We start from the raw sequence: 14,488 nt of genomic DNA, 5'->3' as shown, positions 1-14,488 counted from the left end.
CTCGATTCGATTATAGAGTTTTGATAGATCATTGCTCATATAAATGCTGTTTTTTGTATTGATGACAATGCTCTAATAAAATTGAGCAGCTCCACAGTAGAGCTGAATTATCAGACCTAATGTGGAATAGATAAAGTAAAACTAAACCAATCCCACATTTAAAATACAATTATTCAGTAATAAATTTTCTACGTTTAAGGTATCTCTCGAAACTTATATTATTCAAAGCAACATTATGTTCCATTGCATCCATATATTCTTTTATATGCTGAAGGTTTACTCCTCCGTGGTTATAAGTTTTGTTTCTAACACCTTCTTGCTCATGCCCTGTAATATAGTGACGATCTGAATCATTCAATGCCACACCATTTATAATCGTCTTATCTAAGTTGGTAACGAACCCATGCCTGAAAGAGTGGAATGATACTCCCTGCTTACCATCAGAACTCCTTTTGTCTAAACTGATGTATTTCAAAAAGCGCTCGTTAAACCATTTAGAAGCGTAATCACCAAGCCCCTTGTGCTCCCCTAAATTCAGCTCCGGAAATAGCATGTCGTGGGTTTTAAGAGCTTTTACATAGCTTAATAATCCTGCACGGATTAGAACATTTGGAATAGGGATTATTCGACATGAAGACTTGTTCTTCTTCCGTTTAGAATGGTTTGGGTTGCGATGTTTTGGGCTATGCCATTTATCATTTACATCAATAACCCAAACGTCATCTTGCTCATAAACATCTTTTTTCTCAATCGCTACAATTTCAGCGATCCTCATTCCGGTGCTTAACGCGATCAATGGTAGCCAAAACTGGTAGTTACGAGGCTGCTCTTTTGGTCTTAATGTATCTCCATACAAATACGAATCAAAAATTAAGCTGAGTTGCTGTCTTGAAAATGGTGTTTTTTCAAGTGTATCCGTAGTTCTTTTCTGTTTCCTTAACGAAGGGTAGACGCTGCCATCATTTATTATATTGTTGCGCTCAAAACACCACTTTAGAAATGGTCTAACAGTAGAAAAGTGCTTTTCTATGCCATTTGATGCTAGGGTTTTCCCTGTGTTTTCTTCTGCTGATTTTAACCAAAACTTGACTAAGCTCTCGCTGTCTGTAGGCTTGGCTACTTTTAAGTTACTACCAAAGTTTGGCGCAATTGTTTTGGTAACTTTGATATATCGGTCCAGTTCATCATTACCTAAATCGTTACTAAGTAGTTCAAGACCTACAATTTCGATAAAGCGCTCTAATGTTTTAACTTGTTGGCTGTGTGTTCTTATACTCAGTGATGGTTTCCGTTCATCTAAATATATTGTTAATAATTCATGCAAGGGCTTGTTTTCGCTGGTGGTCCCAATAGGAGCAGAAGGAGGGGGCGATTTGGAAATAACTTTATTCAACGCCTCAATTATCTTCTGATTGCTCTTTACTTGACCTTGTTTGGATTCAAATTCGGCCTTGGACGCTCGTGCATTGCTGTTAGACGTCTCTAGAATGAGTTCAGTTATCGGTTCTAACAAACAATCATATATAGATTGCTCCAACGAACGGCTAGCAAGCCCAGTTTTCCAGTGATTTTTGTTTTTAGATGCGACTTCAATAAGCTTCTCTATTTTTTTATTGATGAAATGATCAACGTTGGTCTTAAACAGTGTAATTACGGCAATTGTTTGTGCCTCTGTTCTTCTCATGCTCTTAATATCTCTGATTTTAAATTGAATGAATGGCACAACTATCGGGTAAACAAGCATTGCGTCATTAAATATTTTTGTCTTCAAAGAGAATCGGATTTCAGTTTTTCGTTTCTCATTGTTAGATAACTTGAGCGGAACTATGAAGCGAAGATAATAATTATTGTTTCTGTTTTTAATGAGATAGGGAGTTTTTTGAGACATGTGTGTGACACCTTAGTGTGACACATGCCAGTTGCCTTTGTGATAAAGGCGACCTAACTCGTTGTAAATAAACGAGTTAGGTCTTTGTTTGGTGGAGCTGGCGGGAGTTGAACCCGCGTCCAAAAAACGTCAACCGTCGGTACTACATGCTTATTCTGTCTTTTATTTAACTATTTCGAACTCCGGCAGACAGGATTTCTCATAGCGGGTCTAATACTGTTTCGCGGTTCACCCTTAGACAAGGTTCCCTCGCTATTCTGCTGGGATGACCTTCCGAACCTCTACTAGCAGAAAAAGTATGAGTGGAAGGGCTTAGCCGGTTATTAAGCGGCTAGAGCGTAGTTTTCGTCGTTTGCGACTATTTAAATGCGGCTTTTTAAGAGGCAAACCGCTCCTCTGCATGCACCTAAAGCCTCAAGAATCTTGTCGAATCCAAAATCAGCCCCAAATGTGGTTGGTTGCAAACTACCAACGCTGCGCATTGTAACATAAACTTGGGGGAAATCACTAATATGCGTAGCCAGCGCAGTTAATAATTCGCTTCATCTAACACTTTGCTTAAAGTTTGCTCAGGTAAACATTGTCCGTTTGCCCAGTTTTTGTTCAATAGCTCGATCAGTTTGTCTAGGCGGTCTGATTTACGTTGTATTTCGGCTAGCAAAAGGTGCGCTTCTTGGCGTTTGTTCTTTAGCCGTTGCAGTATTAAGTCATGATCAAAGCTTGCTTCATTTGTTTCAGCCGTTGGCAGTTCATCTAGCGTAAAGCCTAAGCTTTGAGAGAATTTTATTAGTTGTATTTGACGCACGCTTTCTTGAGTGTATTGGCGATAACCATTGCTGTTTCTGTTGCTTTTCAGTAAGCCTTTGCTTTCGTAAAAGCGCAGGGTACTGGCGCTAACACCACTTTGTTTTGCTAATTCACCTATTTTCATTCTTGCTCATTCTTTGTTGGTTTTAAATAGCCTATTGACCTTAAAGCTGACTTTAAGGTTATAGTGAATTCAATGTCAATTTAATAAGCTGTTTTATGCCAAACACCCCGAAAGCCGCGAGCGATAACATTGCTAAGAAAGCTACCTTAAAAAATGAGGAGCCGGCTGCGCCTATTGCTACGTCTACTGCTGCTCGTATTGATGAAGGTTACGCGCCAAGCCGTAAAGTAGATACGCTATTTTCAGCATTTACCTTACCAAGTGGATTAACGCTTAAAAACCGAATTGTGAAAGCGGCCATGGAAGAAAACCTAGCAACGGTTGAACAGGTACCCTCGCAAACGCTGCTCACTATGTACCGTAAGTGGGCAGAAGGGGGCGCTGGGCTTATTTTGACGGGGAATGTCATGGTGGACCATTTAGCCATGACAGGCCCTGGAGGGCTAGCGTTAGAGCAAAACACCGATATAGCGGCGTTTGCTAAGCTGGCGCGTGTCTCAAAGCTCAATGGTTGCAAGGTGGTGATGCAAATTAATCACCCTGGAAGGCAAGTGTTTAGCAAAATGGGCGGAAAGGTATTATCCGCATCAAACGTACCCCTTGATATGGGTAAGCATTCACATTTATTTGGTCAGCCTAAAGCGATGGACGTGGCTGAAATAGAAGATGTGATTAACCGTTTTGTAAACAGTGCTCAGCAAGCGCAAAAAGCCGGTTTTGATGGAGTACAGATTCATGCTGCCCACGGTTACTTGCTAGCTCAATTTTTGTCGCCTTTAACGAATAAACGAAATGACCATTGGGGCGGCAGCATTGAAAACCGTGCGCGATTATTGTTAACCATTACCCGTGAAATAAAACAAGCATGCGGCTCGCTCTTTTCTGTTTCAGTGAAACTCAATTCTGCTGATTTTCAGCGCGGTGGCTTTGAGCCTGCTGATGCACAAATGGTCGTGGATATGCTCAGCGAGGTAAACATTGATTTTGTGGAGTTGTCGGGCGGCAGTTACGAAGCTCCCGCTATGCAAGGCAATACTGCAGATGCGCGAACGTTAGCCCGAGAAGCCTATTTTTTAGAGTTTGCGCAAGGGATTAGTGCGCATTCATCTACGCCAATCATGACCACAGGTGGCATCACTCGATTACCCGTAGCGCAGCAGGTGATAGATTCAGGCGTGGCATTAGTGGGTATGGCCACTGCACTGGCGTTTACCCCTGATTTACCGAATAAGTGGCAGCAAAAACAAGAGGACGTTCACGTCATGCCCAAGCTTAAATGGAAAGACAAAACCTTGTCGGGCCTTGCCACTATGGCAATGGTGAAAAGGCAAATTCGCCGGGTAGGCGAGGGAAAAGCCCCCAAGGGAAGTTGTCACCCATTATAAGTTTAATTTTGGATCAGGTGCGCACTGCCAAGCTCACCAAACGTTATCGAAAACGCTTTAATGATGAGCTGATGTGAAAGAACAAGCTATGTTATGGGTGAGCAGCAAGGGCGCGAAAACGTCATTGTGCAGGGGTATTTATCCCTTAAATGTATGTTAGATAGCCTTTTAATGGGATATTTATTACTCATAATTTGATACATCCGTTTCATTTCAATTTGTTGAAGTGTAAGTAGTAAATTAAAAATTAAGTAAATTTAACCTTTTTGTAACAAGATCCTGTATGTTACGTCTTTCGATCATTATGAAGGACGTTGCATGCCGATCAAATTCGGCTTAATACTCTATTTTGGCACCGCGTCTATGGTGGCGAACGCTGCGTTGGTGTTTGCTCCTTTGCTGATCAGCGGGCTGGTTAGTAGCTATCAGTTCAGCGAGTCTGAGGCTGTGTTTGTCATTGCAACTGAGTTGTTAGCCAGTGCATTTTCTGCCGTGCCAGCGTTATGGTGGGTATCAAAAATTAGCTGGCGCGGCGTCTCTATTGTGTCGTTATTGGCGCTAGTGCTAATAAATCTAATAAGTACATTGTTGGTTGATTTTACCTACATAGCGATACTGCGCGGTATTGGGGGCTTCTTTTCAGGTACCTTACTTATTTTGTATATGGTGGTGATCGCCACTTTGCCTGATACCGAGCGCATTTTTTCCGGTAAGTTGGTGGTGCAACTTCTATTTAGTGCGCTTGGCATGGCGCTACTTCCTTTAGTTATCACACGGTTTGGGGTTGATGGCGTCTATTTCATATTAGCTGTGCTTGGCTTGTTACTGATGGGGCCCACAAACGCGATCCCCAGTAATGCCTACGCATCGGTTAATAAGCAATGTAACGGGGCGGCAAGCAGTTCAGTACTTTATTTTCCTCGTAACAATATTTTGATTTTAATCGCGTTATTCGTCTTTGCCATGGGCACGAGTATTATGTGGTCAGCACTTGTCCCTATGGGCGAATACGAAGGGATATCGTTGGCTGATACGGGCTGGGTATTGTCAGCGGCGACGGTTTCGTCAATTTTCGGTGGTTTTCTCAGCACACTTGCAGGAACGCGTTATGGTCGAGCTGCTCCTATTTCTATTGGTTTATTCATGGGAGCAGGTGGCGCTATTTTACTCATGTTCAGCAGTACAAATGTGGGCTACTTTTTATTAGGTTCCTGCTTAATTTGCATTTCGCGGGTGGTCACCATTCCTTATTTAGTGGGCTTAATGTCGGTGTTTAACCAATTTGGGCGCTTGGCAATTTTAAGTCACGTTGCGCTTGCCACAGGCATGGCATTCGGCTCATATGTGGTATCACTGCTGATGACACATGTCTCGTTATATTGGCTGCCCATACTCACTTTACTTTGCATGGTGATAACCGCCTTGGTTTTGGTGAGCCTGAAAAGGCCAGTTGCCGCAGAACATATCAAGCTCCCAAAGACGTTGTCAGCCAGCTTTAAGCGTTAATGAATAAATGACCGTCCTCGTATTTTGTCGTCTTTTCTTGCGCTGTCGATGGCTGATTTTATCGATGAAATCACCGCGTCTGTAGCGGTGGTGTGAACCCCTCGTAAAGATGAAACTAAACAGGCGGTTCGCTCCATGCAGGGGCTAACTATGCGCCGTGCGCTGATTAAATTACCTCTCACATGATCGTGGATCAAATCCCAAGGAGCAATAGTGTGGGCGAGACCTTCAACGGCTATTTTTAAACTGGAATGGGCAGATTGGAAGTCCAATGAAAAATCAAATTGGATACCGTTTTCAAATGCGTATCGCTCAAGTGTTCTGCGCATAGAGTGTGTACCAGGGCTGGATACAATAGGGAAATTAACTAAGTCAGCAAAGTTGATTTCGGCATCTTGGGCCAAAGTGGGATCAAAGGCACTGACCAAATAAAGCTGCTCTACGTAAAGCGGCTCAGACTTTTGGTCAAGCTTCTTTTGAATGTCATAGCTGATCATTAAATCGAGTAAGTCATTGTCAAAAGAGCGCTCTAAACTTGTGGTGTTGCCTTCCTCGATAATGAGATTTATACCAGGATAGCGCTCTTGCAATTGCTTAAACAAAGGCGCAGCTAAAGCATTGTTAATGCCGTAGGGAATACCCAGTCGAACATTTCCTGTGGGGCTGTCTTGTGTACCAAGTAAAGAAGAACGCAAATCATCGATTTGTTTTAGTAAAGAGTGAGCGGCGGGCAGGAACTTTTCACCGGCATATGTCAGCGCTATGCCACGCCGGTCACGCTCAAGCAACTTAACCCCCAAACTACTTTCAAGACTTTTTAAACTCATGCTCAAAGCGGGGTGGGTGATGTGGGTATTCTCACTGGCTTTGCGTAAGTTGCCTGCCTCGACCACTGCGATAAAATGACGTAACTGCCTGATTTCCATTTATTTATTACCTATTTCACGCACTTCATATGAAGCTGCTATTCGCGAATTATGGTAAGTTAAACTTAACAATATATAAACAATAATCAAATATAATTAACACTACGCCTTTGCTATCGTCCAATTGTTAAATAGATGTATCTAATTGTTAATTTGGTAACAAGGTCTGGATATAGACTACTTCAATAGGGCACAAAGAATGAAAAATAACACACCCAACACACTTGCTTTACGGATGCCTAGCGCCGCTGTTTCACTATTGTCACTGAGTATTTTTGCAGGGTTATCGGCACACGCTGAAAGCCAACTCGATATAGAAGAAATCACCATAACAGGGCGTAAAATGGAGGAAGGGTTGCAACACGCCCCTATCGCCATTTCGGCCTTTAGCGAACTCGAACTAGAAAACCGCGGGGCCGTTGATATTACTGACGTGGCTGCTGCATCACCCAATGTGCATTTTCAAACAGGGGGATCGACCAGTGGTATGTCTGCTGCGCCAACGGTTTTTATACGCGGTATTGGCCAAAGCGATTTCAACGTCAATAACGACCCTGCTGTAGGCATGTACATTGACGGCATTTATCTGGGCAGAATGTTAGGTAGCTTAACGGATTTGATGGACTTAGACAGAGTTGAGGTGCTGCGCGGACCGCAAGGCACGTTGTTTGGTCGTAATTCCATTGGTGGGGCAATTAACCTTATTTCTAAAAAGCCTGACCCTGCACAAGGGTTTGAAGGCAATGTGTCCCTAGCGGTAGGTGAAAACGGCTACCGATTTTTAAAAGCTTCAAGCAGTATTCCTATTTCTGAGCACGTCGCAGCTCGAGTCGGTGGGTTTTATCGTGAGCGAGACGGTTATGTTGATGCTGTGCAGTACGACGATTTACAGCTAGGCGGAGAAGACGTTTGGGGTGTGCGCGGTGCACTGCGTTTTGAACTAAGTGATGATATGAGTATTGATTTTGCGGCAGATTGGTCAAAGCGACAAGATCCGCCAGCGGCGATATTGCCCACTCAACTAGGCAATATTTCAGCTGAACCAGGCTCGGGAAATGTTGCTGGCGATGACCGCTCAACCTTTCCGTCGGCTTTTCGGTTTAACACAGGCCTAGCACATTTCGCTGGGGCGAGCGTGCCTTCCCCGAATGCGGCTTGGGTGTCGACTGATACCGCGACCTGCAGCGATGCGTCTTTGGTTAATACCAGCCTTGATTGCTATGGCAACGCGCATATTCTAGGCAATGACAAGGTGAATTCGCTATGGGTTGATAAAGAAGGCAATAAAATCACCCCTGAGCAAAAACTTGATGCAGGAGGCGCTTCGTTAATATTCTCCTGGGATATGGACATAGGCACCTTAACCGTGACTAGCGCCTACCGGGAAATGGATGCAAGTTTCACCAATGATAACGACTTTACACCTTATGTTATTTTTCAAAACGACAATGATGACTTTGAGCAGAGCCAATATTCCCATGAGTTTCAGTTAGCGGGGAAAATATCCGAGAGTTTGTCCTATGTGACAGGTTTGTATTATTTCAACGAAGATGCGCAGCAAGATGTGTCTTTGATAACCCCTTTATTGCCGCCAGCGGGGGCAGCGCCTGCTGCAGCTACTTTGCCTTTCTTTCAAACCATAGAGCGAAAAGTAGAGAACACCTCTAAAGCTGCTTACGCCCAGCTTGTGTATGGCATTAGCGAGACGCTCGATTTAACTTTGGGCGCCCGTTACACCAAGAATGACAAAATGGTGGATCTGAATTTGTTTCGTGGAGACAAAACAGCCCCTTGGTTTACAGTGCAGCAGCGCGATGAACAAAGTGCTGAAGAAACCAATGTGTTAGTTAATTTATCCTGGGATTACAGTGATGACGTGATGCTGTATGGCCAATTCTCTAACGGTTTTAGAGATGGGGGCTGGCCGGTGCGCTTCCCTGGATTGCCTGAGGGCATTCCGGATCTTGATACCGTGGAATTTGGCTCCGAACAAGTAGATTCATTTGAGCTTGGCATAAAGTCAATGATGCTTGACGGTGTGCTACGCCTGAATGCCGCCGTGTTTCAAACGGATTATCAAGATATGCAGCTTGAGTTCTCAGATCCTGTGTTAAACGGTGCACCGAATACCTCGAATTTAGGTGAGGCGAGTATTTCAGGTTTCGAGGCTGAATTAAATTATGTAGCGACCGACAATTTACGATTCGACGTCTCCATTGGTTTTTTGAACTCCTCGCTTGACTCCATTTTAGGTGGTGAATTGGTATCTGGAGCGGATAACACGCTGACGACCATTACCACAGCAAATCAATTGCCCTACAACCCAGATTGGCAAATTGCCTTTGGGGTGAACCATACCTTTGATTTTACCAGCGGAGCATTTATGCGCTCTCGCATCGATTGGATGTACACAGATGACCAATTTTACAGCATAGAAAACAGCCCGCGAAATGCGCAAAGCAGTTACTCAACGGTTAATGCCAGTGTGACTTACATCACATCTGAAGAAGATTGGGAATTTACCTTAGGGGCTAAAAACCTGACGGATGAAGAGTACGCAACGACGTCTCGTACGCAAGCGGACTCTGGGAGTTCTTTTGAGAATAGAGCGCGCCCAAGAGAGATTTATCTGCAAGCCCGTTATCGGTTTTATGCCGATTAACCACACGGGCCTTTCTCGTGCTGCGGCGGAAGCTGTGTCGCAGCACGCTTTTTATTGAGTTTATTGACCGTGATAGCTGATATGTCACATTTTCTTAAAGAGGAACCTCATGACACAAGCCTTTTTTCTTTCCTGCGCTTTACCCCGCGCCCTTCGGTTTCTATTGGAGCGAGTCAGTTTTATCGTCAGTGTGACGTTACTGAATTTATCATTGGCCCAAGCTAGTACAGCGGATGAGGAAATCGCTGGCCTATCGAATGTGGCAGAGCAAAATGGAACCTTACAACATTCACCTACTTCAGAGGCTCCCAATATATTGTTGGTCGTAGCGGATGATTTAGGCATGTTTGATATTGGTGCGTTTGGTAGTGAAATTCGCACACCTAATATTGATGCTCTAGCTGACAATGGGGTGAGCTTTAATAGCTTTTATACCTCCGCTACCTGTTCACCCACTCGAGCTATGCTACTCACCGGTAGTGATAGTCATGCTGCCGGTCTAGGAAATATGGTTGAGCATTTAGCGGATAATCAACGGGGCAAGCCAGGTTATGAAGGGCACATTAGCCCCAATGCCGTGACCATAGCAACTTTGATGAAAGAGGCTGGTTACCACACTTACATGGCGGGTAAGTGGCACCTAGGGAAGGCACCGGCTTTTTTACCAGATCGTCAAGGATTCGAAGAGTCTTTTGTACTCTTGCAAGGTGGCGCCAGCTATTTTAACGACATGATGGGGTTGACCTCGCAAGTGCCAAAAGCGCTTTATCGTCACAACGGTAAACCAGTAGAGAGTCTACCGGAGGATTTTTACGCCACTGAATATTATGCGGATTTTATTCTTCAACAACTGAATAAAAATCAAGACGATGACAAACCTTTTTTCGCTTACTTGGCATTTTCAGCGCCCCATTGGCCATTGCAGGTGCGCGACGAGCATCTTAACTTGTACCGTGGGCAATATGAAAAGGGCTATGACATCCTTCGAGAAAAGCGAATTGCATCGGCAATTAAACAAGGAATTATTGGCCCAAATGTAACGCCTGCCAATCGCGATAATTATATGCTCTCATGGTCTCAGCTGTCTAAAGAGCAGCAAAAAATACAGGCAAAATCAATGGAAATTTACGCCGCAGTGGTTGAGCGTATGGATTTCCAACTCGGCCGAGTGCTTACATCGCTGCGTGAAAGTGGTGAACTTGAAAATACGGTTGTTATTTTCATGTCAGATAACGGCGCTGATGGCTCTGACCGCTCCAAATTGGAGGGCAATGACACTTGGCTTCCCCAAGCTTGGGATTTAAGTTACCAGAACATGGGAAAGAAGGGATCTTATGTTTACCCTGGCGCGGGCTGGGCAAGGGCGAGTGTTGGGCCATTTCAGCACTACAAAGAATTTTTGTCGGAAGGGGGGATTCGTTCCCCAGCCATTATTTCGTTTCCAGAGGTGGCGCATAAAAAGCAGATGGTAAGCGATGTGGTATCGGTAAAAGATTTAGCGCCGACTATTTTGGACTTTGCAGGTATTGCTCACCCTGGTCATGAGTATCAAGGAAAGGCAGTGAGGCCTATGACGGGCAGTTCCATCGAAGGATTTTTAAAAGGCAATGTAGCAAGTATCAAACAAGATGAGCGAGTGCTAGGTTGGGAATTATTTGGACAAAAAGCAATTCGTAAAGGAGATTGGAAGCTGCTTTGGTTATCGTCTAAACCAGCGTGGTTAGCAGCGCCTCAAAACAGTGAGTCTTGGCGACTTTACAATATAGCTAACGACCCAGGAGAACAACACGATTTGGTTAGCTCAGAGCCAGAGAAATTCGCCGAAATGCGCGACGCTTGGGAGCAGTACGCAATAGAGCAATCAGTGGTGTTACCTCAATGGGTACGTGCGGTTAGTGACTAACTTATACCGTTCCACTTTAATAAGTGATCACTCAGCAATAGTGTAAAAGAGCTTAAACGAGGCGCATGGCTGAATGAATAGTTGTTCTCTTTCGAAGTCATGCTATTAGCTTCACGCCGCGAAGCGTTAAGCTAATAGCATGCATGAAGTATAAAGCCTAGACTTTATGCTTCATCATGCGTTCTTTGTCGCGCGCCCAGTCACGGTCTTTCACGGCATCACGTTTATCATGTTCGTGCTTACCCTTACCTAAGTAAATTTCGACTTTTACCCAGTTTTTCTTCCAGTACATGGCAGTGGCAAGAATTGAGTAACCTTGGCGCTCTACTGAGCCAATCAGTTTGTCGAGTTCACGCTTGTTAAGCAGCAACTTACGCTGGCGTAAAGGCTCACACACCACGTGGCTTGATGCTTGGTTAAGAGGTTGAATAGTACTACCGACTAAAAAGGCTTCGCCTTTGTGTAAGGTAACGTAGCTGTCAGACAAATTAACTTTGCCTGAACGAATGCTTTTCACTTCCCATCCTTGTAATTCAATGCCAGCTTCGATTTTATCTTGCAGGATATAGTCGTGCCGCGCCTTTTTATTCAATGCGATGGTGTTGTTAGTTGATTTTGACTTCTTTGTTTTCATGGCGCCGTATTATAATGGTTGTCTAACGGGGTACAACAAAAATCACTGATATTGAAATAGATATCTGATTTTATGCTAGTATTTTGCCCCTATAAAAACCGACTGACTCAATTCAAGGGGAATTGATGCCTAATGTGACCCGCAGCGCTTTAGTCGCCTTTAGCGCTGAATCGATGTTTGATTTGATAAATGATGTGCAACGTTATCCTGAATTTTTACCAGGTTGCGCACAAACGAAAGTGACTCATGCTGATGAGCACTGCATGGAGGCATCATTGCTGATTTCAAAGGCAGGGATTAAGCAGTGGTTCAGTACACGTAATGAATTGTCTCGCGGCGAGTATATTAGAATGAACTTAGTCGACGGGCCTTTCTCTGAGCTGCGCGGTGGCTGGACCTTCAAAGCGTTATCTGACAATGCCTGTAAAATTGAATTGAATTTGGACTTTGCTTTTTCAAGTCGATTGGTTGAAATGGCCTTTGGTCGTGTATTCAATGCGATAGCGGCTAACATGGTCGTGGCGTTTACGAATCGTGCAAAAGAGATTTACCCATGACGGATAAACAAATTAACCTTGAAGTGGCTTATGCCTTGCCAGAGCGCCAAGCATTACTTGAAGTAGTGGTAGAGAACGGCCATACCGTAGAAGAAGCCATTCGAGCATCGGGTATTTTACAGCGTTTTACTGATATCGATTTAACCACGAGTAAAGTCGGTATTTGGAATCGCACGTGCAAATTGACTGATGTGCCACAAGATGGCGATCGTATCGAGATTTATCGCCCGTTAATTGCAGATCCTAAAGAAGCTCGCCGTCGCCGTGCTGAAAAAGCCAAAGAAGAAGGCCGCGCTAATAAAGTGACAGGTGGGCGCGCTTAGGTTTTTGCTGGTCGAGCAATCGGCCTAAAATCTCAGGCCTAACGCATCGCACAAAAATTTCTGTAATGGCTGGGCCCGGCCATATCGGGTTGCAGCTAGTTCACACACGTTACCCTCTAATAACTGCTTTCTATCAAGGGGGCAGATAGCGATAAAATCTTTGCGCTTAATTTCTTCAATCATAGGTGATTGCGTGTCATAGCCTTTTGGCGGGCGCACTAATGAATCTCCTGCCATATGGTAGAACTCGGTAAAAGGCGTGTGTTCAATTGCATCTTGATACGCGGCAGGTTTGCGCTGAATATGTTCGCGAATAGCGCGTAATGCGTCGGGCTGAGGATGCCACGTACCAACCGCTAAGAAACATTCTTCACTGGCAATGTGCATATAAAACCCAGGGGAATGTACGTCTTTGCCTATTTCATGGCGAAATTGAATACCCACATTGGTTTTGTAGGGAGATTTGTCTTTTGAAAAGCGCACATCTCGATAAACCCGCATTAATGAACCGCCCATTTTCTTAGGTGTTGCTTCATAATGAGGGGATATCAGCGGGATCCAGTTCTGCATTTCAGTGATAAATTCAAGCGCAGGGCCGCGCACTAAATCTTCGTACCTTTGTTTATTCGCATTGAACCATTCTCTGTCATTGTTCTTTTCTAGTTGCTGTAAAAACGTAAATAGGGAAGGGTCGAAGTGAGTAAACATAAGCTGGCCTTATAAAATAGTGAAGTCCAGCTTACTCATTGGTTGCAGCAAATCAATAACCGGCAAGGTGACAATTGTTACAGATTCTTTTGAAAGTAAAGATTGTCTTTCATTCTGCTTAGTACTTCTTACGCTTTAACCCAGTGGTGGCTAAGATCTTGGCGGAAATTTCTTCGATGGAATAGCGAGTGCTGTTTAGAAACGGCACTTTTTCTTTGCGATATAAATTTTCTACTTCACGCAGTTCCATACGACATTGCTGCAAAGACGCATAACGGCTGTTAGCTCTGCGTTCAGAGCGAATTTGATGTAAGCGCTGTGGGTCAATAGTTAAACCAAACATTTTATCTTTAAAGCGTTTTAGGGCCGGGGGCATGCGCAAAATATCGCCCATGTCTTCTTCGGTGAAAGGGTAGTTTGCCGCTTTTATGCCATATTGCAGCGCTAAATATAAACTAGTGGGGGTTTTGCCTGAGCGCGACACACCGACCAATATTATATCGGCCTGGTCATATTCTCGTAAATTTGATCCGTCATCATTGGCTAGTGCGTAATTTACGGCTTCTATTCTGATGTCATAGGTTTTTTCATGGATGCTATGAGTACGATGTTTTTCTGGTTTTGAGGGTACGCCCAAAACGATTTCTAATGGGGCAACAAATTGGTCGAGGAAGTTATAGTTAATGCCTACCGATTTGGAAATTATTTTGCGTACCTCAGTGTTAACTATTGTGTAAAACACTAACGGCCGTTGCCCGTCATCTTGAAAACTTTCAGATATTTTTTTAACAACTTGTTGCGCTTGTTCTTCAGTTTCAACAAACGGAACCGTGATATGTTCGAACTCGATCGTGAATAATGACAACAAAGCGTGGCCAAATACCTCCGAAGTTATCGCTGTTCCATCTGAAATATAATAAGCCGTGCGCATAACATTTCCTTAACAATGTAGTAATATAATTACATAAATAAATTAAATTTTACTTTCTTCTAAACTGCATTCTAAAATCCCTCACGTAAAAAGCTAGGCACTTGAGAAATATAATTTTTTTCGACGTTTAGCGA

Annotated in this window: 11 protein-coding genes, 1 other RNA gene and 1 pseudogene; 6 read left to right on the top strand and 7 right to left on the bottom strand. The window is 43.8% G+C overall.

Annotated features, from left to right (window positions below; translation table 11 throughout):
- Positions 1 to 169: 169 nt before the first annotated feature.
- From GCHA_RS20240 to GCHA_RS20235, 3 genes are all read right to left on the bottom strand, one after another.
- Positions 170 to 1,888: a site-specific integrase gene (locus GCHA_RS20240; protein ID WP_007991678.1), complete on the bottom strand. Its 1,719-nt coding sequence runs from the start codon at positions 1,886 to 1,888 to the stop codon at positions 170 to 172.
- A gap of 89 nt (positions 1,889 to 1,977) precedes the next feature.
- Positions 1,978 to 2,334: a transfer-messenger RNA gene (gene ssrA / locus GCHA_RS22730) on the bottom strand.
- A gap of 83 nt (positions 2,335 to 2,417) precedes the next feature.
- Positions 2,418 to 2,819: a MerR family transcriptional regulator gene (locus GCHA_RS20235; RefSeq protein ID WP_007991677.1), complete on the bottom strand. Its 402-nt coding sequence runs from the start codon at positions 2,817 to 2,819 to the stop codon at positions 2,418 to 2,420.
- A gap of 95 nt (positions 2,820 to 2,914) precedes the next feature.
- Here GCHA_RS20235 and GCHA_RS20230 point away from each other — a divergent pair.
- A pseudogene (locus GCHA_RS20230) lies at positions 2,915 to 4,281 on the top strand (NADH:flavin oxidoreductase/NADH oxidase family protein).
- A gap of 241 nt (positions 4,282 to 4,522) precedes the next feature.
- Positions 4,523 to 5,710, top strand: a complete 1,188-nt coding sequence (locus tag GCHA_RS20225) for an MFS transporter (protein WP_007991675.1) — start codon at positions 4,523 to 4,525, stop codon at positions 5,708 to 5,710.
- Here the strand turns inward: GCHA_RS20225 and GCHA_RS20220 are convergent.
- Complete coding sequence (locus GCHA_RS20220; protein WP_007991674.1) at positions 5,707 to 6,636, bottom strand: LysR family transcriptional regulator; 930 nt, start codon at positions 6,634 to 6,636, stop codon at positions 5,707 to 5,709. The genes GCHA_RS20225 and GCHA_RS20220 overlap by 4 nt on opposite strands.
- A gap of 199 nt (positions 6,637 to 6,835) precedes the next feature.
- Here GCHA_RS20220 and GCHA_RS20215 point away from each other — a divergent pair, with 199 nt between their 5' ends.
- Positions 6,836 to 9,298, top strand: coding sequence for a TonB-dependent receptor (locus GCHA_RS20215; protein ID WP_007991672.1), 2,463 nt, complete (start codon positions 6,836 to 6,838; stop codon positions 9,296 to 9,298).
- A gap of 109 nt (positions 9,299 to 9,407) precedes the next feature.
- Entirely contained in the window at positions 9,408 to 11,201 is a 1,794-nt protein-coding gene (locus GCHA_RS20210; RefSeq protein WP_007991670.1) for an arylsulfatase, read from the top strand.
- Between the two features lie 157 nt (positions 11,202 to 11,358).
- Here the strand turns inward: GCHA_RS20210 and smpB are convergent, their stop codons facing one another.
- Positions 11,359 to 11,835: an SsrA-binding protein SmpB gene (smpB, locus tag GCHA_RS20205; RefSeq protein ID WP_007991669.1), complete on the bottom strand. Its 477-nt coding sequence runs from the start codon at positions 11,833 to 11,835 to the stop codon at positions 11,359 to 11,361.
- A gap of 125 nt (positions 11,836 to 11,960) precedes the next feature.
- On the opposite strand from smpB, the gene GCHA_RS20200 reads away from it, so the two are divergent.
- Positions 11,961 to 12,392: a type II toxin-antitoxin system RatA family toxin gene (locus tag GCHA_RS20200; RefSeq protein WP_007991666.1), complete on the top strand. Its 432-nt coding sequence runs from the start codon at positions 11,961 to 11,963 to the stop codon at positions 12,390 to 12,392.
- Positions 12,389 to 12,715 (top strand): RnfH family protein, encoded by a 327-nt coding sequence (locus GCHA_RS20195; protein WP_007991664.1) that lies wholly within the window; start codon positions 12,389 to 12,391, stop codon positions 12,713 to 12,715. Before GCHA_RS20200 ends, GCHA_RS20195 begins: the two co-directional genes overlap by 4 nt.
- Positions 12,716 to 12,739: 24 nt before the next feature.
- Here the strand turns inward: GCHA_RS20195 and GCHA_RS20190 are convergent, their stop codons facing one another.
- A complete protein-coding gene (locus tag GCHA_RS20190; RefSeq protein WP_007991662.1) occupies positions 12,740 to 13,423 on the bottom strand; it encodes a DUF2461 domain-containing protein in 684 nt (227 codons plus the stop codon).
- A gap of 118 nt (positions 13,424 to 13,541) precedes the next feature.
- On the bottom strand, positions 13,542 to 14,354 hold the full coding sequence (gene ppsR, locus GCHA_RS20185; protein WP_007991660.1) for a posphoenolpyruvate synthetase regulatory kinase/phosphorylase PpsR: 813 nt from the start codon (positions 14,352 to 14,354) through the stop codon (positions 13,542 to 13,544).
- Positions 14,355 to 14,488 lie beyond the last annotated feature (134 nt).

It is taken from the genome of Paraglaciecola chathamensis S18K6, assembly GCA_000314955.1.
Taxonomy (GTDB): Bacteria; Pseudomonadota; Gammaproteobacteria; order Enterobacterales; family Alteromonadaceae; genus Paraglaciecola; species Paraglaciecola chathamensis.
This window is presented reverse-complemented; position numbering and strand designations above follow the sequence as displayed.

Excerpts from the sequence above, each read along its gene's own strand:
- GCHA_RS20190 (WP_007991662.1), bottom strand. The coding sequence starts at position 13,423 with ATGTTTACTCACTTCGACCCTTCCCTATTTACGTTTTTACAGCAACTA.
- GCHA_RS20210 (WP_007991670.1), top strand. The coding sequence starts at position 9,408 with ATGACACAAGCCTTTTTTCTTTCCTGCGCTTTACCCCGCGCCCTTCGG.
- smpB (WP_007991669.1), bottom strand. The coding sequence starts at position 11,835 with ATGAAAACAAAGAAGTCAAAATCAACTAACAACACCATCGCATTGAAT.
- GCHA_RS20220 (WP_007991674.1), bottom strand. The coding sequence starts at position 6,636 with ATGGAAATCAGGCAGTTACGTCATTTTATCGCAGTGGTCGAGGCAGGC.
- ppsR (WP_007991660.1), bottom strand. The coding sequence starts at position 14,354 with ATGCGCACGGCTTATTATATTTCAGATGGAACAGCGATAACTTCGGAG.
- GCHA_RS20200 (WP_007991666.1), top strand. The coding sequence starts at position 11,961 with ATGCCTAATGTGACCCGCAGCGCTTTAGTCGCCTTTAGCGCTGAATCG.
- GCHA_RS20235 (WP_007991677.1), bottom strand. The coding sequence starts at position 2,819 with ATGAAAATAGGTGAATTAGCAAAACAAAGTGGTGTTAGCGCCAGTACC.
- GCHA_RS20225 (WP_007991675.1), top strand. The coding sequence starts at position 4,523 with ATGCCGATCAAATTCGGCTTAATACTCTATTTTGGCACCGCGTCTATG.
- GCHA_RS20195 (WP_007991664.1), top strand. The coding sequence starts at position 12,389 with ATGACGGATAAACAAATTAACCTTGAAGTGGCTTATGCCTTGCCAGAG.
- GCHA_RS20215 (WP_007991672.1), top strand. The coding sequence starts at position 6,836 with ATGAAAAATAACACACCCAACACACTTGCTTTACGGATGCCTAGCGCC.
- GCHA_RS20240 (WP_007991678.1), bottom strand. The coding sequence starts at position 1,888 with ATGTCTCAAAAAACTCCCTATCTCATTAAAAACAGAAACAATAATTAT.